Origin of the sequence: Bacillus cereus ATCC 14579 (assembly GCF_000007825.1) — a bacterium.
GTDB classification, from domain to species: Bacteria; Bacillota; Bacilli; order Bacillales; family Bacillaceae_G; genus Bacillus_A; species Bacillus_A cereus.
On record NC_004722.1, the window covers coordinates 4,040,589 to 4,063,691 of the forward strand.

The following is a 23,103-nucleotide window of genomic DNA, read 5'->3' on the forward strand; positions in this document are numbered from 1 at the left end:
TACAATTTTTTCATAAAAAAACATCTGCACCATTTCGGTACAGATGTTTTTTACTTATGCCTTTTTCTTAAATAAGTTTACAATACTTAATGCAAGCCCTCCCCAAATGACTACTATTCCAATAACCATCATCATAATCGCTGATCCACTCATTATGAAACACCTCGATCTTTCCATTCTTTTTCAAGCTTGGCAGAATCCGAATGAATTTGTGCATCCCATTTTTTCAGGCCAATGATTATTGCAACTATGAGGAATGCTGCTGCTATCGACCAACCATACGTTACAACAAACTCAGTCGGATAATCTCCGTAGTTCTTTTTAATATTTTGGATTGTACCATCAATTAGCATATACCCTAACATAAGCGGAGTAATAACGAGTAAACTCACTCTCCAAAACGTTCTTAATTTAATATCAGATACAAAGTTTGCATGATTTTGATAAACTGGTAAACGGCGTAAAATGAGCCCTATCGTAACTACTTCCGCAAGTGCAATTGTAATTAATCCGAAATTATTAGCGAAATAGTCGCCAACATATAAGAACATAAGTCCACCACGTGTTGCAAAAACAAGAGAAACTAACACGAGAAGGGTTCCCATAATTCCAATAGTTTTTTCCCGACTTAAACTGAATTTTTCAGATACAGCGGCAAAGCATACTTCCGCGAGTGAAATAAGTGATGTAATTCCAGCACCCGTTAACGATAAGAAAAATAAAACACCAAACAACGGTGACATCGGCAATTCATTAATAATTTGGGGAAATACTACGAACGCAAGCCCAACGCCAGCACTTGCTACTTTATCAACCGGTACTCCCATATTATTTGCCATAAATCCAAGAGCTGCAAAGACCCCAATACCTGCTAATAATTCAAATCCTGAGTTTGCAAATCCAGTAATAAAGGCATTATTTGTTGTATCCGAGTTTTTCGGTAAATAACTAGAATACGTAATCATAATTCCAAATGCTAAAGATAAACTAAAGAATATTTGACCGTAAGCAGCAAGCCATACTTTCCCATCAAAAATACGACTCCAATCTGGTTTAAAGAATGCATCTAGTCCTTGCATAGCACCTTCCATCGTCACTGCACGAACAACGATAATAAGGAACATAACAACTAATAAAGGAATAAATATACGGTTAACAACTTCGATTCCTTTTTTAACTCCTTTAAATGCAACGCCAAGCACAATAATCCAAACGAGAGCTAACGGAATTAATACTTCTGGTACAAGTCCTCCAAATTGTCCTGGCTTATCTGCAACATGTAAGTACTCTTTAAATAAAAATGATTGCGTGTCTTTTCCCCATGCTCCAGTAATTGCAAAGTATGTATACGATATAGACCAAGCAATAATCACTGCATAATATGTTGAAACAATAAATGTTACGCACATTTGCCACCATCCAATAAATTCTGCACGCGGGCTAATACGGAAAAATGTAAGTGGTGCTGAGCCACGATGACGATGACCAAGGGCAAACTCAAACGCTAACAATGAAATACCAGTCGTTAATAATGCAAATAAATACGGTAAAAAGAATGCTCCTCCTCCATTTTCATACGCTGTATAAGGAAAACGCCATATGTTTCCTAATCCAACGGCAGATCCGACCGCTGCGAAAATAAATCCAGCTCTCGTTCCCCATTGTTGCCTCGTTTCCATGTTTCCTTCCCCCTTTATGACAAGTTCATACTTGGATTATATTTTAAATTGACTAAATTATCAATAAATTCTGTTAATTTTTGCGAAAATTAACATCTCTCTCCTATTAACGGCATAAAAAAATCGAATAGACAATTATTCGTCTATTCGATCTTTCATCTGTTTTAATATTTTCTTTTCAAGTCTTGAAACTTGTACTTGCGAAATGCCTATGCGCTCGGCTACTTCTGACTGTGTTTGATCTTTATAGTAACGCAAGTATACAATTAAGCGCTCTCGTTCATCTAGTTCTCTAATCGCTTCTTTTAAAGCAATTTTATCGAACCATTTCGTTTCAGATTGATCTGCAATTTGATCTAAAATAGTGATTGGATCTCCATCGTTTTCATATACAGTTTCATGTATAGATGAAGGGGCCCGGCTCGCTTCTTGTGCTAGAACAACTTCCTCTGGCGTTAGTTCTAGTGCCTCTGCCACTTCATTAATCGTTGGAGCCCTTCCGAATTCTTTCGAAAGCTCATCTCTCATCTTTCGAATTTTGTTTCCTGTTTCTTTTAAAGACCTACTAACTTTCACTGATCCATCATCGCGTAAGAAACGTTGTATTTCACCAATAATCATTGGAACTGCATATGTTGAAAATTTCACGTCGAAAGATAAATCAAATTTATCTACCGATTTCAAGAGCCCAATACATCCAATTTGAAATAGGTCGTCTGGTTCGTATCCTCGATTAAGAAACCGCTGTACAACCGACCAAACGAGGCGCATATTACTTTGAACGATTGTATCTCTCGCTTGTTGATCTCCATCTTGACTTTTTTGAATTAACGCTTTTAGCTCGTGGTCCTTTAACTGAGGTTTCTTCTTCTCATTTTTGACCTCTATGTCCATAGGCTATTCTCCTTAATTGCATAGAGCGTTACTATTTGATAAGTATTTTGTCAAATGGATTGTTGTCCCGAAAGATTCGTTTGAAATAACTTCTACTTCATCCATAAAATTTTCCATGATAGTAAATCCCATTCCGGAACGCTCTAATTCAGGTTTAGTTGTAAAAAGGGGTTGTCTCGCTTCATCTAAGTTAAAGATTCCAATCCCTTCATCTCGAATCGTGAGTTTCACCATTGCTTCTTCCAAAATTACAGAAATATAAACAATACCTTCTGCATTTCCTTCGTATCCATGAATAATTGCATTTGTAACCGCTTCTGACACAACTGTTTTAATCTCCGTTAATTCTTCCATCGTTGGATCTAGTTGTGCAATGAAAGCCGCCCTGTGAACGCGAGCGAATGATTCATTTTGACTTAATGCTGAAAATTGAAGGTTCATTTCATTTCTCATCTATGCCACCCCCAACGTCGCGAGCGCGTGCGCTTCACTTTCTTCTAAGCGAACGATTTTGAATAAGCCCGACATTTCAAATAAACGCTTAACAGGCGGTGAAATTGCACAAACAACCATTTCTCCACCTAATCCCTTTACGTGTTTATATCGGCCTAATATAACACCTAGACCAGAACTATCCATAAACGATAAGTTCTCTAGGCTCAAAACAATATGATGAACACCATGTGTCTCAATCATATCTGTTACTTTCGTTCGCAACTCTTCAGCCGTATGATGATCTAATTCACCCTCTAGTCTCACACATAGGACGTCACGTTTTACTTCTAATTGCATGGAAAGACTCACACGATTTCCTCCTTATGCTCAAACTTTACTTATTCACATACATAAAGATTTTCGTGATACAAAATAAGAATCCTTCCTGCTGACAAAAGAAGAACTATTTCGTCATAAAGTGAAACCTTTCAGCATTATTCACTTACATACGAATAGAAAAGCGGCAAAATATTTGCCGCTATTTTGATGTTGAAAACATCCCAAAACTTCTTTTAAATAACTCCCACCAGCTCGCTGCAGCAACATCTTCTTTTGCTACAATTGTTTGTTTTAATAAAACATCTTTATCTTTTTTAATAACAAGTGTACCAAGCGCGTCACCTTTTTTAATCGGTGCTTTTACTTTCTTTTCAGCAATTACTTCTTGTTTTACCTTGTCCATATTCTCGCCCTTCTTCATAAGAAGAGAAACATTATCTGACGCAACTCCATCTACTTTTTCTTTTTTCCCTTTTCCTACTTGAACTGTCTTAATTTTTTCGCCGCGCGTATACAATTTCTTTGTCATATATTGTCCAAATGCATAGTCAAGAAGCTTCGTCACTTGGTTGTTCCGTTCTTTTGATGTTGGTGCTCCCATGACAACTGAAATGACACGCATGCCATTTTTTTCAGCCGATGCTGTTAAACAATATTTCGCTTCTGTCGTAAAACCTGTTTTTACTCCATCTACGCCAGGATAAAAACGTACTAGTTTATTCGTATTAACGAGCCAAAACTTTTTATCCGTATCTTCACGTAAATAATCTTCGTACTTACCTGTGTATTTACGAATAAGTGGATACTTCATCAATTCTCTCGCCATTATAGCCATATCATTTGCTGTCGAATAATGGTCTTTGGCCGGAAGACCTGTTGGATTTTGAAAATGTGTATTTTTCAGCCCTAAATCTTTCGCCTTTTTGTTCATCATATTTACAAATCCTTCTTCTGAACCTGCGATGTGCTCGGCTACTGCAACAGATGCGTCATTTCCAGATGCAATTGCAATACCCTTTAACATCTCATTTACAGTCATCTCTTCCCCAGGTTCTAAAAAGATTTGCGATCCACCCATTGAAGCTGCATGTTCACTCGCTCTAACTTTATCGGTCAGTTTTAGTTTTCCTTTTTCAACTTGTTCCATAATTAAAAGCATTGTCATAATCTTTGTCATACTAGCAGGTGGTAATTTTTCATTTGGGTTTTTATCAAATAAAACTTTACCTGTATCTTGCTCAATTACGATTGCTGACGACGCTTGTTCCGCTAACTTCGGCGTTGTTTCTTCTGTTTTCTCCTGCTTCGTTTTTTCAGATTGCGCAAAACTCACTGAAGTTCCAGAAAGCAATAACATGAAACAAACAAGTATTCCAAAAACTCGCTTCATGACTAACCCTCCATTCTATATCAGACCTATTTTTTCCAATTCTCCTTTTTTTAATACCAATTTTTTCTATTATTTTCAGTTGACAAATACATTCGTCCCCTATATTGTATTAAGTGTATTACATATAGTAGTACACTTAATACATATGAGGAAGGAGACATTGCTCTTGCATATTCAACTTGACCCAAGAAGCAACACTCCGATATGGGAACAAATTGTTCAAAATATAAAAGAACTCGTATTGAAAAGCATGTTGGCTCCAAGTGATAAACTTCCTTCTGTACGCGAACTCGCTTCTTTACTCGTTATAAATCCAAATACAGTGAGTAAAGCGTATCAAGAGTTAGAGCGACAAGGAATTATTGAAACGTTACGAGGAAAAGGAACATTTGTATCCCAATCGATTACCCCAACATTAGACGAAAGGAAAATCGCTATGGTTGAAAAGCAATTTCATCAATTACTATTAGAAGCCTCTTATCTTGGTGTTACGAAAGATAAAATTCATGATTGGATAGATTCATACTATAAAGAGATTGGAGGAAATACGGATGCTGAAAGTGACAAGCTTGAAGAAAACAATTGATACTCAAACAATTTTAGACGATGTTTCTTTCACATTACAAAAAGGTAGTATCATCGGGTTACTTGGAAGAAACGGCGCGGGAAAAACAACTTTATTACGAACGATGGTCGGCATTTTAGACCCAGACGAGGGAACTGTTACATATGAGGATATCGACATTCATAAGAATCCTGAAACGAAACAAAAAATCGTATATGTTCCGGATTCTACTAACATACTGAACGGTTATACAGTAAAAGAAATCGTGAAGTTTTATAAAGCAGTTTATACAGCTTTTGATGAACCATATTTCTATGAACTACTAGAACATTTCAACTTACCAAATAAACGAATTCGTAGTTATTCAAAAGGAATGAAAGCACTGCTTGCCATCATTTTAGCTGTTGCTGCAAAAGCAGAATATATTATTTTAGATGAACCAACAAACGGACTTGATCCTATCGTTAAAAGACAGATTTTACAGTTTCTCGTTGGAGAAGTTGCAGAAAAAGAAATTACCATTTTCATCTCTACCCATCATTTAGATGAAGTGGAACAAATTGCAGATACAATCATTATGTTAAAAGGACATACTGTAGCATCTATTACGTCACTAGACGATGCAAAATCACAATTTGCAAAAATACAAGTAGCTTACGAGCGTTCATTACCTCAAAAACTAGAAAACTTAAGCAATATTAAAATATTAAATCAAACAGGAAAAGTATATACAATCTTAATTGAAGGAAATGTGGCTACAACACTCGAGAAGTTCTATAAAGAACAACCACTGCTCATTGAAGAATTAACAATGTCACTTGAAGATGTCTTCGTTACGACACTGGAGGAGGATGGATATGTTTCATAAAGCGTTATGGATGTGGAATTGGAAGCGTGGGAAATATGCTGCGTTACTTTTTCTCTTCAGTTCACTTTATTTTTTATCTTTCGAATACTATCAAGCAGCAGAAACTCAACAGTCTCTCTTTCTCCATCCAGAAAAAATAGGTGAAGAAAAGTTCTACTATCATTATTCTTTTTATTCTTCTAATAGCTTTTGGTTAAGTATTATTACAATTATCCTATCCTGTATATTAATTGGCTGGGAGCGAAGTAATCAAAATGGAGATTCACTTATGACATTTCCATTTAAAAGACGTGATATGTTCTTATCGAAGTGGGTTTTCGGTGGATTTTTCATTGTACTATCATTTCTAATCAATTGGGGTCTTATGTATTTTATTTATAAATCTACGATTCACTTTGAATATCAATCTTTCGAACCGTTTCATCGATATTTCTTGTATGCAATTTTCACATATATCGCTATCTATACTGTCTCTTTATGTATAGGTACATTTACTGGCAGTATTATTTCACAAAGCATCTTCAGCATTACTTTTTGCATAATGGGAATGGGAATCTTTTCACTCTTACTCCTTTTCTTTACAGCTCATGCTGAGGCAATACAAGGGAATAAAAGTTATACGAATTTCGAAAACATTTATAAATTCAATAAAAAGACCAACATTTCAAGCGCTATATTAGACTTTTCAATTAGTTATAATTACCACCCTACTGTCCAATCAGATAAAGATCATGGAAAAGTAATACAAAGGGGACCCACTTTTCATAGTTACTACTCTGCAAAAGTAATACTTGTTCCTATCTTCTATACTATTTCCAGCTTACTAATTGGTATGTTTCTTTATGCACGATCACCTAATGAACATAATAAGAAAATTTTCCTTTTCCCAAAATACAACTCACTCTGGATGTGGGGTACTACCTTTTATTTTGCATTAATAGGTGGGCAAATGTTAAAACGTTTTGATTTATTATTTAGTTACTATGTTGGGTTCTTTTTATTTGGAATCGTCACTTATTTTATATTATCACGTCTTACAAACTATAAAGTTTTTTAAAGGAGAGATCCTATGTTTCAAAAAGCATTATGGGTGCATACCTACAAACAAAGTAAATATATTATTTGGCTATTTTGGTTAGTAAGTTTTTATGTACTATCATATAAATACTATTTAGCAGCTGCCGAGCAATTAAAATATTTTCATGAACATAATGAATGGAAATATATATACCGATATAATTATCAACTTTCACTTCCCGATGCTATTATGGTTCAAGGAGGACTCCTTATTATATTAGCCTGCATTCTTATTGGATGGGAACGTCAAAATCAATCAAGTGACATTTTATGGTCTATGCCATTTAAACGAACACATCTCTTCATAACGAAATGGCTTTTTGGTGTGTGTAATATTGTAGCTATCGTTATACTAAATTGGGGACTTTTTGCTATTATGAAAAAGACAACCTTTCATAATAAGTATCAAATATTTTCACCATTTCATACTTACTTCTTGTACATGGTTATCATCTTAGTTGCTATATATACACTTGCATTATGCATAGGAACAATTGCTGGTAATATGATTTCACAAGGATTCTTCAGTGTTGCTATACTTGGATTCCCTTTTATTTTGCCGACTCTAATTGCCGGAGCTATTTCTATTCATACGGTTGGACTTACTTCCAATCATACCGTCTATACGGAGGAAAATGTAGATCGTTACGGTTCAGGAATAGAAAAAGTGAGTATTTTAGCGCCAGTTCGCGGATTCAATATTAATTTTAATTACGATCCTCAACGTGCTTATACTGATCAACAAGGCGTACGTCATGATGAACCTAATTTTACATATATTCCTTCAGCAACAAAACTTACCGGACCAATCGCAAATATGCTTATTCTATTCCCTTTAGGAATGTACTTATGTACAAGATCACCTAATGAACAAAATGGAAACTTTGTATTATATCCGAAGCTTAAAACACTATGTATGATATGTTGTGTAATCTTTATTGGAATGTTTGGAGGAATGGCAGCGGGCGGAAGTCATTCTATCGTAAATTATTATATTGGTTTTATAGGGACCAGTACGATAGTCTACCTACTATTATCTCGCTTATTAAAATTAAAATTTTCTTGGCGTGTAAAATAACCTCCTCTTTAAGAGGAGGTTATTTTAAATTCTCTCTCCTATCCCCATACACCATCTCTTCTTTCATTCCAAATCCATCACCATTTTGCACAATTTGCTCTGTCGGGGCAACTACACTTTCGGCAATTTTCCATTCCCCACGCTCTTTTACGAATACTTGTAGAAAATAGTTCATGCCATCTAATTGATATGCATTTTCTTTTTTCACATTATAGTGAATCGCAATGTAGTACACTTGAATGTTTTCTTTCCCTATTTTTGATACGTATTGCGATAGTCTCGGTATATAAAGTGCTGCTTTCTGAAAAGATAGTTGCTTCGCTTTAACAAGCGATGAACTTTTTACATTACGTAATGTGTCCCGATTACGAATATTATCGCTATGGTGGAATAATACTGCGTTTTGCATAGAACGAACCCATAATTTCGAATATAAGACTGTATTATCATTTTCAATGTACTTCACTTCTTTTCGCACTACTTGGATAGGCGTATCTGCGTACGTGAATGTTTGAAAACAGAAAAAACCACCAAATAAAATGGTAAGTGCAGCAATATATTTCATAATCTTTCCTCCGATCTTTTAATTAAAGTATCGGAGTTTCAAAATATTTTTATTCAAAAGAAAAAGGATAGGAATGCTTTCGCTTCCTATCCTCATTTATTATAATACGCGGCCAAATAGTTCTAAGACCATTTCTATTTCTTGGTCGCTCCAACCTTTAAATCTCTCTTTATAATATTCTTTACGCACAGCTTCAAGTTTTTCAGTTACTTCTCTTCCGTGCTCTGTAATTTCTAAGTACACGATTCGACGATCTGAATTAGAACGTTTTCTTTCTACTAATCCTTTTCGTACGAGACGATCTGTAACAGCTGTAATATGACTGGAGGTTACGTTTACTTCACTCGCAATTTGCGAAGCCATCTGTGGACTGTTTAAAAATAACGCACGTAATACAGAAAATTCATTATATGGCATATGTTCTGCAAAACGTGTATTAATATCATTTTGTAATAAACGTATCATTTTTCGAAATGATGCAGATAAATCTAAAATCAGCGTTTCTCTTTTTTCGTTCAATAGCCTCGTCCCTTTTTTATCATATTTACACATATTATAATCTATAAATACCTATGTTGTATATGCTTTCTTTCCTCAACATTCTCATTTATGTAACTTTTTTCATATAAATTTCTTTTTTGTTCACACATATACATATAAAAAGGATGGTGATGGAAAATGCAGGGTGGAATGAATCCTTATTTACACAACGTACGCACTGCTAATACTGGTAAAGAAGCTACTATTACTGTACAAGGAGAAGGTGTTGTAAAAGCAAAACCGAATGTTGTTATATTAACACTCGGCATTCGAACAGATGATAAAAATGTAAAACAGGCTCAAGAAGAAAATGCAGTGCAATCCAAACAATTGCTGGATGCACTTAAACAGCTTGGTATTGCCGATAAAGATATAGAGACGATTTCTTATACAATTACTCCTCAATACGAATATGTAAATGATAAAGCCTTGCTGCAAGGATACCGCGTGGAGCATTTGTATGAAATTACCGTTTTAAATGTACAAAAAGCTGGGGAAGTATATGATATAGCCGTTTCAAATGGTGCAAATGTAGCAAAAGGTTTACGTTTCCGAGTATCTCATCCAAATAAATATTATGAGCAAGCTCTCATTCAAGCTCTGCACCAAGCAGTAGAAAAAGCTCGTGCTATTGCGAGTACATATAATTTAAATATTAATCCTGTTCCCCTCTCATTCGTTGAAGAATCTGCCCAATTACCAAGGGAGGTTACGTCTTATGCTACTTTACATGCGCAAGCAGCCCCGCCTATTCAATCGGGAGAGTTAGAAATTATTTCAACAATACGGGCAATTTTTACGTATTTATAAATAATTTCATTTATAAGTAAACGTTATCATTTTCCTTGTTGTAAAAACATGATGTTCTGATATAATAAAGGACGGTGAGCTCTTACGAAAGAGATATCACGGGTGGGAGAGGGATATGAAAAAGAAGGTTTAACATGAAAGCAATACTTGAAAGAACATTTAAATTAGGTTTACACGAAACATCACCAAAACAAGAAGTTTTAGCTGGAGTTACGTCATTTTTCACGATCGTATATATTATGATTGTAAATGCATCAATTTTATCCGATGCTGGCATTCCTCTTGAAGCTGGAATTTTAGCAACTGTTTTCAGTTCATTTGTCGGATGTCTACTCATGGCATTTTGGGCAAATGCACCTGCTATTCTTGTCCCTGGTATGGGTGTAAATGCATTCTTCACGTACACAGCTGTGCATACGCTTGGACTAACTTGGCAAGAAGCATTGGCTGCTGTCTTTATCTCTGGTATTATTTTTGCAATTGCCGCTTTTACACCAATCGCTCGCGTGCTATCAGTATCAATTCCAAAGTCATTAAAGGAAGCAATTACTGTCGGCATCGGATTATTTTTAGCGTTTATCGGATTGCAAAAAGGTGGCTTAGTCGTTTCGAACCCAAATACTGCTGTTGCAATGGGTAAATTAAGTAACCCTGTCGTTCTTGCGACCGTGCTTACTCTTATCATTGCACTTGTACTATTTATTCGTAACGTACGTGGAAACTTTTTATGGACGATTGCAATAGGAACTGGTATTGCATGGCTATTTGGCCTTGTTGATACAAGTCAAATCGGAAATAGTTCATTCTCATTCGCTAATTACGGGGATGTGTTTGGAGCTATGTCATTTGGCAAACTTTCTTCCTTACCGTTTTGGATTGCAACATTCTCCTTAAGCATGGTGCTTATTTTTGAGAACATGGGACTTCTGCACGGTTTATTAGAAGATGACCGTAAATTCCCACGTGCTTACCAAGCCAATGCAATTTCAGCAATGACATGTGGTCTATTTGGCACAAGCCCTACCGTATCAACAGTAGAGAGTGCCGCAGGTATTACTGCAGGCGGAAAGACAGGTCTGACGTCTATCGTTACGGGGTTGTTATTCTTTGCATCATTGTTTGCACTTCCGTTTGTCAAACTAATTCCTGATAGTGCCATTGCACCAATCTTAATTATTATTGGCGGCCTGATGATTACAAGCATTCAGCAAATTCCTCTGAACGATTTTTCAGAAGGATTTCCAGCGTTCTTAATTATCGTCATGATCCCGCTCACATATAGTATCGCTGATGGCATTGCGTTCGGATTTATTGCTTACCCTATCTTAAAAGTTGCTCTTGGAAAGCGTAAAGAAGTCGCACCATCTATGTATATCATTACATGCTTATTCTTAGCTATGTTTGTATTACATGCTATTGGTTGAAAAAAAACACCGAGGAAATCCTCGGTGTTTTTTTACTTAAACCATCCTTTTTTATAAAACCAGGCCATCATTCCGCCGCCAATTAATGCCATTAGAAGAAGACAAATAAAATAACTATATTGTCCACCAAGCTCTGGCATATGCGTAAAGTTCATTCCATATACTCCCGCAATAAATGTTAATGGCATGAAAATAGTCGAGAATACAGGTAATGTTTTCATAATGTTATTCATATGATGTGAGTTTAATGAAAAATAACTATCCCGAATATCCGCCGTTAACTCTCGACTTGCCTCAATCATTTCCGTAAGTTTAAGTAAATGATCATGTATATCTTTAAAATAAATCTCATGATCACTTATACCGTAAAAACGAGTGGAATTCAAAATACGATACAATAAATCACGCATTGGAATAATTGTACGTCTTAACTTAGATAAATCTGCCCTAATATCAAATACTTCTTCTAGTACGGCTCCTGCTGTCTCACCTGTTAAATTATCATCAATCGCATTTAAATGATCTTCAATGTAATATACAGGTGCGAAATAATCATCTACAATTTGATCAGTGATCGTATGTGCTACATGTAAAGGTCCTTTCTTAATCCGCCTCTTCTCACCAAGTGTTTTCCATACTCTTTCAATTGCATTATTATGAGAAAAATGGAAAGAAACAATATAGCGATCACTAACAAACAAATCAATTTCATGTGGTTCTAGCCCATCTTCTCCAAACGCGTGAAGAACTAAAAAGTTATATCCATCATAAAAATCAACTTTTGGCCTCTGTACGTATTCTAGACAGTCTTCAATTGCAAGGGGATGGAACTTAAAATGGTCTTGCAGAATATATGTATACTCTTCTTTCGTTGGCTTATATAAATCTAGCCAATACCATACAATATGGTCTTTCTTTGTTTCTTCTAAAGAAACATCATATAATACTTCATCTGTTTTTGTTACTGCACAAATTCTAATCATAATTTCACCCATTATTATTATAAACAAAAAATAGTAAAAAAAGCCAAGGAGAAATCTCCTCAGCTTTTTTTATTACTTCGTTACGATACCGTGTACTAAAGTTGGTGCATCTACGTGTTCTTTAGAGATCTTCATGTTCTCATAAATTTTCGCTTTTACATCTTCAACATTTTCGCGGTTTGCGTAAATTGTAACGAGAGATTCACCTTGCTTCACGCTATCGCCTACTTTTTTGCGCAGCATTAGACCAACTGCTAAATCAATTTCAGACTCTTTCGTTGCACGTCCTGCTCCTAAAAGCATTGCTGCTGTTCCGATTTCGTCTGCAACGATTTCTGATACATATCCGTCTTCTTTCGCTTCCACTTCAATTTTAAATTGTGCTTGTGGCAATTTAGAAGGGTCATCAACAACAGATGCGTCACCGCCTTGCGCTGATAAGAACGTTTTAAATGATTCTAGCGCTTTTCCGTTGTTCATTACTTCAATTAGCTTTTCACGTGCATCTTCTAAAGATGAAGCTTGTCCAGCAAGGTACACCATTTGACTTCCAAGTGTTAAACATAGCTCTTCTAAATCTTTCGGCCCTTTACCTTGTAATGTATCAATTGCTTCTTGAACTTCTAATGCGTTACCGATAGCTTCACCGAGTGGTTGACTCATATCAGAAATAACTGCCATCGTATTACGACCAACGTTATTACCGATACGTACCATTGCTTCTGCTAAACGTTTTGCATCTTCATCCGTTTTCATAAATGCACCTGCTCCAGTTTTTACATCAAGAACAATTGCATCTGCACCAGCAGCAATTTTTTTACTCATAATCGAACTTGCAATAAGCGGAATTGAGTTTACTGTTGCTGTTACATCACGAAGTGCATATAGCTTTTTATCAGCAGGTGTTAAGTTACCACTTTGGCCGATAACAGCGATTTTGTTTTCATTTACAAGACGCATGAATTCATCGTTTTCAATTTCCACATGGAATCCTGGAACTGCTTCTAATTTATCAATTGTACCACCAGTATGTCCTAAACCGCGTCCAGACATTTTCGCTACTGGTACATCTAAAGCAGCTACTAATGGACCTAATACAAGTGTCGTTGTATCACCAACACCACCTGTTGAATGCTTATCTACTTTTACACCTTCAATAGCCGATAAGTCGATTGTATCACCGCTATTTACCATTGCCATCGTTAAATCAGCACGCTCTTGATCGTTCATATCTTGGAAGAAAATTGCCATTGCAAGTGAACTTACTTGATAATCAGGAATATCGCCATTCGTATATCCTTCAACAATAAAGTTAATTTCTTCTGTCGTTAATGCATGTCCGTCACGTTTTTTTGCAATTAGGTCCACCATTCTCATTGTGAAGTCACCCCTTCATTTGTTTTACGATTGCTTTTACTAATGCTAAGAAGTTAGCTTTAACACGTTCTGTCGTTTCAATTACTTCATCGTGGTGAAGTGGTTGATCTAAAATACCAGCTGCCATATTTGAAATACAAGAAATACCTAATACTTTCATACCAGCGTGACGCGCTACAATTACTTCAGGTACTGTTGACATACCAACTGCATCTCCGCCAAGTGTACGAAGCATACGAATTTCAGCAGGTGTTTCATATACAGGACCTGTCATTCCTACGTATACACCTTCTTGTACTTTAATATTTAAGTCTGCTGCAACTTGTTTCGCCATTTCGCGAAGTTCTACTGTATATGATGTAGACATATCAGGGAAACGTACGCCCATTTCAGAATCATTCGGTCCGATTAATGGATTCGTACCCATGAAGTTAATGTGGTCTGAAATTAACATAAGATCGCCTGGCTCAAATGATGTATTTACACCACCAGCTGCGTTTGTTACAACTACTGTTTCTACACCTAGTTCTTTCATAACACGAACTGGGAATGTTACTTTTTGCATGTCGTATCCTTCATAGAAGTGGAAACGTCCTTGCATTGCTACTACTGTTACACCTTGAAGTGTACCAAATACTAGTTGACCTGCATGGCCTTCTACAGTTGATACTGGGAATTCAGGGATTTCACTGTAAGGTACTGTTACTGCATTCTCAATTTCGTCTGCTAATACACCTAGTCCTGATCCAAGGATTAGTCCTACTTGGTGGTGTCTCTTGAAATTTCTCTTTTAAGTATGAAGCTGATTTTGTAATAAGTTCACGATTCATTTGTTTATCCCCCTATTTCTTTAGCTCGTTTAAGAAGCTTGTTCCGTATTCTGGCATTTTCACACCGAAGTTTTCTGCTACTGTTGCACCAATATCAGCAAATGTTTGACGAAGTGGTAACTCTTGTCCGCCTTCTTTCATGCTTGGGCTATATGCTAATAATGGTACATATTCACGTGTATGGTCAGTACCAGGGTGAATTGGATCATTACCGTGGTCTGCTGTAATTAATAATAGATCATCTTCTTTTAGTTTTGCGAATACTTCTGGAAGACGTGCATCATATTCTTGCAGAGCTTCTCCGTATCCTTGTGGATCACGGCGGTGGCCGAATAATGCATCAAAGTCAACTAAGTTTAAGAAGCTAAGACCTGTAAAGTCCATATTTAATGTATCTACAAGCTTATCCATTCCATCCATGTTAGACTTCGTACGAAGAGATTCAGTTACCCCTTCACCATCATAAATATCAGAGATTTTACCAATAGCAATTACATCGTAGTCACTATCTTTTAATTCGTTCATTACTGTACGGCCGAATGGTTTTAATGCATAGTCATGACGATTTGGTGTACGTGTAAAGTTTCCAGGTTCACCAACGAATGGACGAGCAATAACACGACCTACCATGTATTTCTCATCTAATGTTAATTCACGTGCAATTTTACAGATTTTATATAACTCATCAAGTGGCACTACTTCTTCGTGTGCTGCAATTTGCAATACGCTATCAGCAGAAGTATAAACGATTAAAGAGCCTGTTTCCATTTGCTCTTGACCAAGTTCATCAAGAATCTCAGTTCCAGAAGCTGGCTTATTACCGATAATTTTACGGCCTGTTTTTTCTTCTAATTCATCAAGTAATTCTTTTGGGAATCCTTCTGGGAACACTTGGAATGGTGTATCAATGTAAAGGCCCATGATTTCCCAGTGACCTGTCATTGTATCTTTACCAGTAGATTTCTCTTGCATTTTTGTGTAATATCCAAGTGGTTTCTCTACTTTAGAGATACCTTTCATTTCTCGAATGTTACCAAGACCTAATTTCACCATGTTAGGCATTTGTAACCCATTCATATGTTCAGCAATGTGACCAATTGTGTCAGATCCTAGATCACCAAATTGCTCAGCATCTGGTGCTTCACCGATTCCCACAGAGTCCATTACGACTAGGAATATACGTTTATATTTATTCATAACTGCGACCTCCTATAAGTTCAGTTCTACTTCTTGTAGTATGTTCAAAACGCTATAAAGTGAAACTGTTATCCAAAAGAATTCTCATTGTCAAACAGTACTTCTTTAAATCATTTTCTAACCTATTTCGTTTACTTGAAACGATTCAAAAACATTTCTAGTTTTTTCTAAGTCAGATGTCAGACATCTGATACTGATATCATAACATGTTTACGCTTTCTTTTTAATACATTTTCGTAGAATTTCTCATTTTCTTCACACTTCTATTGTAATCCATTCTGCAACGAAGTGCTAATTTTTTTATGATTTATTTCTTCATATTAAAAATAAAAAGTAGCTCTAAAGAGCTACTTTTTATTTTACTTCTATTGTTTCTTCTTTATGTTCATGCAATTCGCCTTTTCTTACATGTACTTTCACTTTGTAAGCACCGTTCTCTTTGAAAGTATGTTTCGTTTCATACTCTCCTTTATTCCCTTCTTTCGCTGGAATAAATTCGTGTTTTTCAACACCATCTTTCCAAATCTCTAGTTGTACTTCAGCACCAGTTAATGCTTCTTCTTTTTGCTTTAAATGAACTTTCATTGTAGATTCAGCATTTGCCTTTATGTCTCCAGCCATAAGATGGATCATTGTGTCACTTTTATGATCTCCATGTCCTGCACTGTGATCACTATTTTCTTTTTTCGCATCTTCTACTTTCGCATTTCCTACAGCAACTTTTACTTCTGGCATAACGTGCATTTCACGTGCATTTGTGTGAGCGATAATATGGTATACTCCATCCGTTTCGAATGTTTTCTCTACTGCATAAACACCTTTTCCTTTATGCTTACCATCTAACATCTCGTGCTTTTCGTCGCCATCTTTCCAAATTTCAAACTTTACATCATCGGCATCCGTTACTTTTTCTTTCCCTTGTGTAACAAGTGCTTGTACTTCTGTTTTTTCACCTGGTTTAATTTCTTTCGGATTTGTTTGGACTGCTACTTTTACAGCTTCAAGTTTCTGTTCTTTTTTCGGTTCTTCTTTGTTTGTATTACAGCCAGCCAACGCTAGCATCGCGATAAATAAAGTTATAATCAGTTTTTTCATCATCATTTCCTCCTTTATACTTTATTTAGTATAGAGGAAATACATTGTAATATTCCAGTCTTCTGCTGAAAACAATATACGAAATGTTTGTGAAGTTTCTGTGAAACTGTCTTTCCCTCTTAATCTATGAAAAAAAGAGCATAGTAACTATGCTCTCGGATGAAACTGTTTATATACATCTTTTAATCTAGTTTTTGAAACGTGCGTATAGATTTGGGTCGTTGAAATATCTGCATGTCCAAGCATTTCTTGTACAGCACGTAAATCTGCTCCATTTTCTAATAAGTGCGTAGCAAACGAATGACGCAACGTATGAGGTGTAAGCTCTTTTTCAATGTTTGCTTCTTTCGCTAATCGTTTTAATATTTTCCAAAATCCTTGTCTTGATAATCGATTACCATGATGATTTAAAAAGAGTGCATCTACTACTTTTTTCCCCATTAATTCTCTTCTTCCTTTTTCAATATACTTTTGAATCGCTTCCGTTGCTAAACTTCCTAGTGGAATAATTCTTTCTTTATTCCCTTTCCCTATGCAACGAACAAATCCCATCGTTAAATGTACATCTTCTAAATTGAGTGCAATCAATTCTGAAACACGAAGTCCTGTCGCATACAGTAACTCTAGCATCGCCTTATCACGAATACCAAAAGCACTTGTCATTTTTGGTGTTTGAAGTAACGCCTCTACTTCATCAACTGATAATACTTTTGGTAATTTCCGTTCCCCTTGTGGCGTTTCAATATGTACGGATGGGTCGTGTTCTACCGCTCGTTCACGAAGTAAAAATTGGTGGAACGAACGAATTGATGCGATATGACGCGCCAATGTTTTCGAAGATTTTCCGTTCTCTTTTAAATACTGCAAAAAGTTAACAATGTGTAAACGGGTCACTTCATGAAAAGTTTTCGTCTGTTCCACATTTTGCAAATACTTTACGTAGCTTTTTAAATCCCGTTCATACGATACTACTGTATTCTTTGCTAATCCTTTTTCGACAACCATATAATGAATAAAATCTTTTAATTGATCTTCCACTCTACACTACTCCCCATTTTCATAGAAAAACATCATTCTATTTACGAAAGCATCCTTTGCCGGTTCTTCATTCCCTGATACTTTTTCTACAGTCTCTTCTTTAGGTTTTTCATAACGATGATAGCTTTCATATTCTTCATTTATCCATAGTATAGCGAAATAAAACAAAATCGTACAACTTGTAAATAATAAAAATACTTTTATTCCATCAAAAGTTAATTTTAAAGCTCGGCGCATTGTAAATTCCTCCAAAATATAAGTTATTACAACATATGCCAAGCTTTCACCAATTTATACCTTATTCAAATAAAAAACCTCTTCCTAGATAAATAGGAAAAGGTTATTTTTCATCCGTTTCATTTTCTTGACAATTTTTACAAATCCCATGGAATGTTAAACGATGATCTTTCACCTTAAAGCTCCAGTCTCGTTCTACTTTCCTTTCCACTTCACCAAGTAAATCTTCTTGTATTTCTTGTACAGCACCACATTGTGTACAAATCAAATGATGGTGGAAACGCTGCGCACCTTCTTGGCGTAAGTCATAGCGTGAAACACCGTCTCCGAAGTTAATCTTATCGACAACTTTTAACTCAGATAATAGTTCTAAAGTTCGATAGACGGTTGCTAATCCGATCTCTGGCGACTTTTCTTTTACAAGGAGGTAAACATCTTCTGCGCTTAAATGATCTTCTTCATTTTCTAGCAGCACACGAACTGTTGCTTCACGTTGCGGTGTTAATTTGTAGCTCGCTGCATGTAATTGCTTCTTAATTCGTTCAATTCTTTCTTCCATTCGGTACTACTCCCTCCTCGCCACTCTTACACCATTATATCAGAAGAAGGGCTTCTGTCAAAAGAAAAAACAATAAAAACAAATTGATAATTATTCTCAAAAAGTATTTATTTTTTATTAATAGCCTCAACGACTTCTTTCATTAAAACTGGTGATGCGTAAGCCTCCACACTAGAAGCAAGTGCTAACACCACTCCAATTACGAGAAAGAAGCATGTATAACGGATTAATAATGGTAATAGTGGCTCGGTTATTTTTCTAATAAATTGATGCCTAATCATCCGTAAAGAAAAACTTGCAGCAATGGTTGTCATAACGAGAAAGACTGGAATGATAATTAAATTTTGTGGCAAAACAGATACAAATGCTAATAATAGTCCATTCCATCCATGCTGACTTACTAAAAAACCAACTGTAAATCCAACGACAACTCCTTTTACAAATAATAAAATAAAAATAAGTGGTAATCCAATAATTGAAATTCCTAAAATCCAAATAAATCCGATGTATTTTAATTGCGAAAAGTAACTTTCTCGAAACATTTCGCCCGCAATGGCAAATTCTCCTTTAGAGACTTGTCCAAAAAAACGTTGTAAATAAAATGATAAATCTTGTTTTTGATTGATTTGTAAACTATTCACGAGAATGGCTCCGAATATTACTCCCATCAATAATAAAACAGCGTTAAATATATATAATGAAGAGTTTTCCTGTATGTGAGACATTACACGGTCTTGCCAATTTTTTCGCCACATTTTTCTTCCCTCCGTTCACACTCTTATTAAAAATGTATGAAAGAAAGAAAAAAGTATGACGAATTAACATTGAAATTCCGCTCTACTTTGCTAAACTAAAAAGTAGAGAATAGGAGGGATTTCTCTTGAAACCATTATTATTAGATTTTCCAACATTATTTCAAACTGAACGCTTGCAAGTTCGTAAACCATTTCCAGGTGATGGTGCAGAAGTATATGAAGCAATCCAAGCTTCTCTAGAAGACTTAGTACCGTGGATACCAATTAACGCTGAAACAGAAGAGAGTGCTGAAGAAATTGTTCGCGAAGCTCACGGACAGTTTTTACTTCGTGAAACACTTGATTTTCACTTATACGATAAAGTATCTGGTACATTCATCGGAGCAATTACACTAAAGCCTGAAAACTGGGATATTCCAAAGTTTTCACTTCACTTCTGGCTACATAGTGCCTATACAAAACAAGGCTATATGACCGAAGCTGTTAAAGGTGCAATTCAGTTCGCCTTTGATAAACTAGGCGCTAGAAGAATTGAAATTCGTACTGATGCAACAAATATAAATGCATGTAGCTTAGCAGAACGTCTAGAATTCATTCTAGAAGGGACAATGGAAAATGATTTCCTAGCACCAGATGGTAGCTTACGTGATGCACGTGTATATGCAAAAATCAATTAAAAAACACTCGCCTTTGGCGAGTGTTTATTTTTGTAGTTGTAAATATTGTACTGCAAACATCGTCTTCGCATCATGAATACGAAGATCTTTCATAAGAGTAATCGCTTCTTCTAACGATACTTCCATTAATTCCACAAACTCATCTTCATCTAACTCAGCTTTATTTTCTTTTCTTGTCAAACCTGTCGCCTTATATACATATAAAATTTCATCTGCGAATCCTGGAGATGTATAGAAAGAAGTAATGAGCTCCATATTTTCACATACATATCCTGTTTCCTCTTCTAATTCACGAACTGCTGTTACCTCAGGTTTTTCACCAGGTTCTAACTTGCCAGCCGGAATTTCTATAATCGCCTTTTCAAGTGCTTTACGATACTGCTCAACAAGCACAATTTTCCCCTCATCAGTAATAGCAATAATAGCAACTGCACCAGGGTGATTTACAATTTCACGTTTACTCATTGCTCCATTTGGTAATACTACATCATCAACACGAACTTTTATAACTCTACCATCAAAAATTGGCTCAGTTTTTACTGTTCTCTCTGCAAGATTACTCATACTACTTCATCTCCCTGTTCTATTTCCTATTCTTTCCTCATACATTTTACCACATTGAAAGGAGCGTGATAGAAATGAAAGTTTATATTTTACCAAATCGCGTCACTTTAGTCGGAAAAGCATGGCAAATTCGCCATAAGCTAAAGCAATATAGCAAAGAGTATACAACTGTACAAGAGTGGATTACAGCAAATAAAGTGAAACATTAATCATGCTTTTACGGGCAGTTAATGCGAAGCGGAAAGTAAACGTTTGTCAACCTCTTTTCCCTCTCGTACAATAAAGGTAAGGAGGTTGACCTATGAAAAAACGTCAATTAGGAAACTCAGATTTGTTTGTTACAGAAATGGGCCTTGGCTGTATGTCTCTCGGTACATCTGAAACAGAAGCTATGCATATTATCGATGAAGCGATCGATTTAGGAATTAATTTTTTTGATACAGCAGATTTATATGATTACGGATTAAATGAAGAATTTGTTGGAAAAGCCTTGAAGGGAAGAAGAGACCAAATTGTACTTACAACGAAGGTTGGAAATCGTTGGACAGAAGAAAAAAATGGCTGGTCTTGGGATCCTTCTAAAGCTTACATAAAGACTGAAGTAAAGGAAAGTTTACGTAGACTTCAAACTGATTATATTGACCTTTACCAACTTCATGGCGGAACAATTGAAGATCCAATAGATGAAACAATTGAAGCTTTTGAAGAATTGAAAAAGGAAGGGATTATTCGCCATTACGGTATTTCTTCTATACGCCCAAATGTCGTTCGTGAATATGCAAAACGCTCAAACATCGTTAGTGTACTAATGGAATATAACCTTTTAAATCGTCGTCCAGAAGAATGGTTCCCCCTTCTAAATGAACACCAAATTAGCGTCATTGCCCGCGGGCCACTTGCAAAAGGAATTTTAACTGACAATAATGCAAGAAAGATAGAAAGAGTAAAGGAAAAGGATTATCTCTCTTATTCTTACGATGAATTACATGCAACTCTAGCAAGTGTAAAAGAAATGATTGGAGAACGCTCTTTAACAGGAACAGCTATTCAATATTGCTTACATAATAAGACTGTTGCAGCTGTTATACCTGGTGCAAGCTCTCTTCAACAATTACAGGAAAATATACGAGCTAGTCAACAGTTACCTTTAACGAAAGAAGAATATATACAACTTCAAAAGATTGTTAAATATGACACATATGCTTTGCATCGTTAAAAATATCGAATTACCGATAAAACAGAAGACTGTCTCCAGTATTAGGAGACAGTCTTTTTTATAACGTATCATATTTATCAGGATTCGTTCCTACATGTAAATCACGATTCAACGTGTTAATTTGACGTATCTCTTCTTCAGTTAGTGCAAAATCAAAAATAGTAAAGTTTTCTTTAATACGAGATGGTGTAACAGATTTAGGAATTGTAACAATCCCGCTTTGAATATCCCACCTTAATATAACTTGTGCAGGTGTTTTTTCATATTTGTTAGCAATAGCCTGAATGATTGGATGCTGGAATACTTCTCCGCCCCTCATTAACGGACTCCATGCTTCCATTTGAATTTGCTCATCTTGACAATAATTTCGCAACTCAAATTGCGTCAACATCGGATGAAGTTCCACTTGGTTTACCATCGGCTTCACTTTGCAATTTGGTAATAATAGTTCTAAATGATGTTTATGAAAATTAGAAACACCAATCGCACGCACTTTACCTTCTTCATACAATTTCTCTAAAGCTCGGTACGTATCAACATACTTCCCTCTTACCGGCCAATGTATTAAATATAAATCTACATAGTCCATTTGTAATTTTTTCAAACTCTTTTCAAACGCCTCGAGTGTCTCCTCATATCCTTGATCGTCGTTCCATACTTTTGTTGTAATAAATATATCTTCTCTTGGAATTCCTGATTCACGTATCGCCTCTCCGACACCGCTTTCATTTTCATATACAGTTGCTGTATCAATCGAACGGTATCCAACCTCTAACGCTGTTTTTACTGCTTGCTTTACTTCGTCTCCTTCTTTCGCTTTATATACGCCTAGACCAATCATCGGCATTTTCACGCCATTATGAAGTGTAGTTGTTGGAATATGCACAGTCGTCTCCCTTTCATTGTTACAT

Annotated in this window: 27 protein-coding genes and 1 pseudogene; 9 read left to right on the forward strand and 19 right to left on the reverse strand. The window is 35.9% G+C overall.

Annotated elements, in window-relative coordinates; all coding sequences use genetic code 11:
• Nucleotides 1-54 precede the first annotated feature (54 nt).
• The 6 genes from BC_RS20315 to dacF form a co-directional block, all read right to left on the reverse strand.
• Entirely contained in the window at nt 55-153 is a 99-nt protein-coding gene (locus BC_RS20315; RefSeq protein ID WP_000016828.1) for a methionine/alanine import family NSS transporter small subunit, read from the reverse strand.
• Complete coding sequence (locus BC_RS20320; protein ID WP_000450083.1) at nt 153-1,679, reverse strand: sodium-dependent transporter; 1,527 nt, start codon at nt 1,677-1,679, stop codon at nt 153-155. Before BC_RS20320 ends, BC_RS20315 begins: the two co-directional genes overlap by 1 nt.
• 135 nt (nt 1,680-1,814) lie before the next feature.
• Nucleotides 1,815-2,573 (reverse strand): RNA polymerase sporulation sigma factor SigF, encoded by a 759-nt coding sequence (gene sigF / locus BC_RS20325; protein WP_000350729.1) that lies wholly within the window; start codon nt 2,571-2,573, stop codon nt 1,815-1,817.
• A gap of 12 nt (nt 2,574-2,585) precedes the next feature.
• Nucleotides 2,586-3,026, reverse strand: coding sequence for an anti-sigma F factor (gene spoIIAB / locus BC_RS20330; protein WP_001243393.1), 441 nt, complete (start codon nt 3,024-3,026; stop codon nt 2,586-2,588).
• Entirely contained in the window at nt 3,027-3,377 is a 351-nt protein-coding gene (gene spoIIAA / locus BC_RS20335; protein WP_000059135.1) for an anti-sigma F factor antagonist, read from the reverse strand.
• Between the two features lie 169 nt (nt 3,378-3,546).
• Complete coding sequence (dacF, locus tag BC_RS20340; RefSeq protein WP_000831996.1) at nt 3,547-4,737, reverse strand: serine-type D-Ala-D-Ala carboxypeptidase DacF; 1,191 nt, start codon at nt 4,735-4,737, stop codon at nt 3,547-3,549.
• A 166-nt stretch (nt 4,738-4,903) separates the two neighbouring features.
• On the opposite strand from dacF, the gene BC_RS20345 reads away from it, so the two are divergent.
• The 4 genes from BC_RS20345 to BC_RS20360 are packed head-to-tail and all read left to right on the forward strand — an operon-like array spanning nt 4,904 to nt 8,325.
• Complete coding sequence (locus BC_RS20345; protein ID WP_000548045.1) at nt 4,904-5,323, forward strand: GntR family transcriptional regulator; 420 nt, start codon at nt 4,904-4,906, stop codon at nt 5,321-5,323.
• A complete protein-coding gene (locus tag BC_RS20350; protein ID WP_000922164.1) occupies nt 5,289-6,170 on the forward strand; it encodes an ABC transporter ATP-binding protein in 882 nt (293 codons plus the stop codon). The genes BC_RS20345 and BC_RS20350 overlap by 35 nt, the downstream gene beginning before the upstream one ends.
• Nucleotides 6,160-7,227, forward strand: coding sequence for an ABC transporter permease (locus BC_RS20355; protein WP_000468525.1), 1,068 nt, complete (start codon nt 6,160-6,162; stop codon nt 7,225-7,227). Before BC_RS20350 ends, BC_RS20355 begins: the two co-directional genes overlap by 11 nt.
• A 12-nt stretch (nt 7,228-7,239) precedes the next feature.
• The gene (locus BC_RS20360) at nt 7,240-8,325 is read left to right on the forward strand and encodes an acetoin ABC transporter permease (protein WP_000486558.1); all 1,086 of its coding nucleotides are present in this window, start codon (nt 7,240-7,242) and stop codon (nt 8,323-8,325) included.
• A gap of 19 nt (nt 8,326-8,344) precedes the next feature.
• Here BC_RS20360 and BC_RS20365 read toward each other — a convergent pair whose 3' ends face one another.
• Nucleotides 8,345-8,890, reverse strand: a complete 546-nt coding sequence (locus BC_RS20365) for a hypothetical protein (RefSeq protein WP_000873773.1) — start codon at nt 8,888-8,890, stop codon at nt 8,345-8,347.
• A 99-nt stretch (nt 8,891-8,989) separates the two neighbouring features.
• On the reverse strand, nt 8,990-9,409 hold the full coding sequence (locus tag BC_RS20370; protein ID WP_001003307.1) for a MarR family winged helix-turn-helix transcriptional regulator: 420 nt from the start codon (nt 9,407-9,409) through the stop codon (nt 8,990-8,992).
• Nucleotides 9,410-9,568: 159 nt separating this feature from the next.
• Here BC_RS20370 and BC_RS20375 point away from each other — a divergent pair, with 159 nt between their 5' ends.
• Together BC_RS20375 and BC_RS20380 are read left to right on the forward strand one after the other, a co-directional pair.
• On the forward strand, nt 9,569-10,240 hold the full coding sequence (locus BC_RS20375; protein WP_001161449.1) for an SIMPL domain-containing protein: 672 nt from the start codon (nt 9,569-9,571) through the stop codon (nt 10,238-10,240).
• Nucleotides 10,241-10,374: 134 nt separating this feature from the next.
• A complete protein-coding gene (locus BC_RS20380) occupies nt 10,375-11,664 on the forward strand; it encodes an NCS2 family permease (RefSeq protein ID WP_000644307.1) in 1,290 nt (429 codons plus the stop codon).
• A 32-nt stretch (nt 11,665-11,696) separates the two neighbouring features.
• Here BC_RS20380 and corA read toward each other — a convergent pair whose 3' ends face one another.
• The 9 genes and pseudogenes from corA to spoIIM form a co-directional block, all read right to left on the reverse strand.
• Nucleotides 11,697-12,659 carry a magnesium/cobalt transporter CorA gene (gene corA / locus BC_RS20385; RefSeq protein WP_164928349.1) on the reverse strand — a complete coding sequence of 321 codons (963 nt, stop codon included), beginning with the start codon at nt 12,657-12,659 and terminating at the stop codon, nt 11,697-11,699.
• 60 nt (nt 12,660-12,719) lie between these two features.
• On the reverse strand, nt 12,720-14,024 hold the full coding sequence (locus tag BC_RS20390) for a pyrimidine-nucleoside phosphorylase (protein ID WP_001243069.1): 1,305 nt from the start codon (nt 14,022-14,024) through the stop codon (nt 12,720-12,722).
• A 7-nt stretch (nt 14,025-14,031) separates the two neighbouring features.
• Nucleotides 14,032-14,854, reverse strand: a pseudogene (locus tag BC_RS20395) (purine-nucleoside phosphorylase).
• 12 nt (nt 14,855-14,866) lie between these two features.
• Nucleotides 14,867-16,051, reverse strand: a complete 1,185-nt coding sequence (gene deoB, locus BC_RS20400; protein ID WP_001046079.1) for a phosphopentomutase — start codon at nt 16,049-16,051, stop codon at nt 14,867-14,869.
• A gap of 354 nt (nt 16,052-16,405) precedes the next feature.
• Nucleotides 16,406-17,146 (reverse strand): FixH family protein, encoded by a 741-nt coding sequence (locus BC_RS20405; RefSeq protein ID WP_000733456.1) that lies wholly within the window; start codon nt 17,144-17,146, stop codon nt 16,406-16,408.
• Nucleotides 17,147-17,293: 147 nt separating this feature from the next.
• The gene (gene xerD, locus BC_RS20410; protein ID WP_000390088.1) at nt 17,294-18,184 is read right to left on the reverse strand and encodes a site-specific tyrosine recombinase XerD; all 891 of its coding nucleotides are present in this window, start codon (nt 18,182-18,184) and stop codon (nt 17,294-17,296) included.
• Between the two features lie 6 nt (nt 18,185-18,190).
• Nucleotides 18,191-18,421 (reverse strand): YqzK family protein, encoded by a 231-nt coding sequence (locus BC_RS20415; RefSeq protein ID WP_001250432.1) that lies wholly within the window; start codon nt 18,419-18,421, stop codon nt 18,191-18,193.
• 103 nt (nt 18,422-18,524) lie between these two features.
• A complete protein-coding gene (locus BC_RS20420) occupies nt 18,525-18,980 on the reverse strand; it encodes a Fur family transcriptional regulator (RefSeq protein WP_000392657.1) in 456 nt (151 codons plus the stop codon).
• Nucleotides 18,981-19,087: 107 nt separating this feature from the next.
• Nucleotides 19,088-19,705, reverse strand: coding sequence for a stage II sporulation protein M (spoIIM, locus tag BC_RS20425; RefSeq protein ID WP_013142149.1), 618 nt, complete (start codon nt 19,703-19,705; stop codon nt 19,088-19,090).
• A gap of 155 nt (nt 19,706-19,860) precedes the next feature.
• Between spoIIM and BC_RS20430 the strand changes: the two genes are divergently transcribed.
• The gene (locus BC_RS20430) at nt 19,861-20,412 is read left to right on the forward strand and encodes a GNAT family N-acetyltransferase (protein WP_000803479.1); all 552 of its coding nucleotides are present in this window, start codon (nt 19,861-19,863) and stop codon (nt 20,410-20,412) included.
• 24 nt (nt 20,413-20,436) lie between these two features.
• Here the strand turns inward: BC_RS20430 and BC_RS20435 are convergent, their stop codons facing one another.
• Nucleotides 20,437-20,976, reverse strand: a complete 540-nt coding sequence (locus BC_RS20435) for an NUDIX hydrolase (RefSeq protein WP_000067042.1) — start codon at nt 20,974-20,976, stop codon at nt 20,437-20,439.
• A 74-nt stretch (nt 20,977-21,050) separates the two neighbouring features.
• On the opposite strand from BC_RS20435, the gene mciZ reads away from it, so the two are divergent.
• Together mciZ and BC_RS20445 are read left to right on the forward strand one after the other, a co-directional pair.
• Nucleotides 21,051-21,185, forward strand: coding sequence for a Z-ring formation inhibitor MciZ (gene mciZ, locus BC_RS20440; protein ID WP_000870302.1), 135 nt, complete (start codon nt 21,051-21,053; stop codon nt 21,183-21,185).
• Between the two features lie 92 nt (nt 21,186-21,277).
• Complete coding sequence (locus tag BC_RS20445; RefSeq protein ID WP_000747210.1) at nt 21,278-22,192, forward strand: aldo/keto reductase; 915 nt, start codon at nt 21,278-21,280, stop codon at nt 22,190-22,192.
• Nucleotides 22,193-22,250: 58 nt separating this feature from the next.
• Here the strand turns inward: BC_RS20445 and BC_RS20450 are convergent, their stop codons facing one another.
• On the reverse strand, nt 22,251-23,078 hold the full coding sequence (locus tag BC_RS20450; RefSeq protein ID WP_000547992.1) for an aldo/keto reductase: 828 nt from the start codon (nt 23,076-23,078) through the stop codon (nt 22,251-22,253).
• Nucleotides 23,079-23,103 lie beyond the last annotated feature (25 nt).

Excerpts from the sequence above, each read along its gene's own strand:
- BC_RS20315 (WP_000016828.1), bottom strand. The coding sequence starts at position 153 with ATGAGTGGATCAGCGATTATGATGATGGTTATTGGAATAGTAGTCATT.
- BC_RS20320 (WP_000450083.1), bottom strand. The coding sequence starts at position 1,679 with ATGGAAACGAGGCAACAATGGGGAACGAGAGCTGGATTTATTTTCGCA.
- sigF (WP_000350729.1), bottom strand. The coding sequence starts at position 2,573 with ATGGACATAGAGGTCAAAAATGAGAAGAAGAAACCTCAGTTAAAGGAC.
- spoIIAB (WP_001243393.1), bottom strand. The coding sequence starts at position 3,026 with ATGAGAAATGAAATGAACCTTCAATTTTCAGCATTAAGTCAAAATGAA.
- dacF (WP_000831996.1), bottom strand. The coding sequence starts at position 4,737 with ATGAAGCGAGTTTTTGGAATACTTGTTTGTTTCATGTTATTGCTTTCT.
- BC_RS20350 (WP_000922164.1), top strand. The coding sequence starts at position 5,289 with ATGCTGAAAGTGACAAGCTTGAAGAAAACAATTGATACTCAAACAATT.
- BC_RS20355 (WP_000468525.1), top strand. The coding sequence starts at position 6,160 with ATGTTTCATAAAGCGTTATGGATGTGGAATTGGAAGCGTGGGAAATAT.
- BC_RS20360 (WP_000486558.1), top strand. The coding sequence starts at position 7,240 with ATGTTTCAAAAAGCATTATGGGTGCATACCTACAAACAAAGTAAATAT.
- BC_RS20365 (WP_000873773.1), bottom strand. The coding sequence starts at position 8,890 with ATGAAATATATTGCTGCACTTACCATTTTATTTGGTGGTTTTTTCTGT.
- BC_RS20375 (WP_001161449.1), top strand. The coding sequence starts at position 9,569 with ATGCAGGGTGGAATGAATCCTTATTTACACAACGTACGCACTGCTAAT.
- BC_RS20380 (WP_000644307.1), top strand. The coding sequence starts at position 10,375 with ATGAAAGCAATACTTGAAAGAACATTTAAATTAGGTTTACACGAAACA.
- corA (WP_164928349.1), bottom strand. The coding sequence starts at position 12,659 with ATGGGTGAAATTATGATTAGAATTTGTGCAGTAACAAAAACAGATGAA.
- BC_RS20390 (WP_001243069.1), bottom strand. The coding sequence starts at position 14,024 with ATGAGAATGGTGGACCTAATTGCAAAAAAACGTGACGGACATGCATTA.
- deoB (WP_001046079.1), bottom strand. The coding sequence starts at position 16,051 with ATGAATAAATATAAACGTATATTCCTAGTCGTAATGGACTCTGTGGGA.
- BC_RS20405 (WP_000733456.1), bottom strand. The coding sequence starts at position 17,146 with ATGAAAAAACTGATTATAACTTTATTTATCGCGATGCTAGCGTTGGCT.
- BC_RS20415 (WP_001250432.1), bottom strand. The coding sequence starts at position 18,421 with ATGCGCCGAGCTTTAAAATTAACTTTTGATGGAATAAAAGTATTTTTA.
- BC_RS20420 (WP_000392657.1), bottom strand. The coding sequence starts at position 18,980 with ATGGAAGAAAGAATTGAACGAATTAAGAAGCAATTACATGCAGCGAGC.
- spoIIM (WP_013142149.1), bottom strand. The coding sequence starts at position 19,705 with ATGTCTCACATACAGGAAAACTCTTCATTATATATATTTAACGCTGTT.
- BC_RS20435 (WP_000067042.1), bottom strand. The coding sequence starts at position 20,976 with ATGAGTAATCTTGCAGAGAGAACAGTAAAAACTGAGCCAATTTTTGAT.
- mciZ (WP_000870302.1), top strand. The coding sequence starts at position 21,051 with ATGAAAGTTTATATTTTACCAAATCGCGTCACTTTAGTCGGAAAAGCA.
- BC_RS20445 (WP_000747210.1), top strand. The coding sequence starts at position 21,278 with ATGAAAAAACGTCAATTAGGAAACTCAGATTTGTTTGTTACAGAAATG.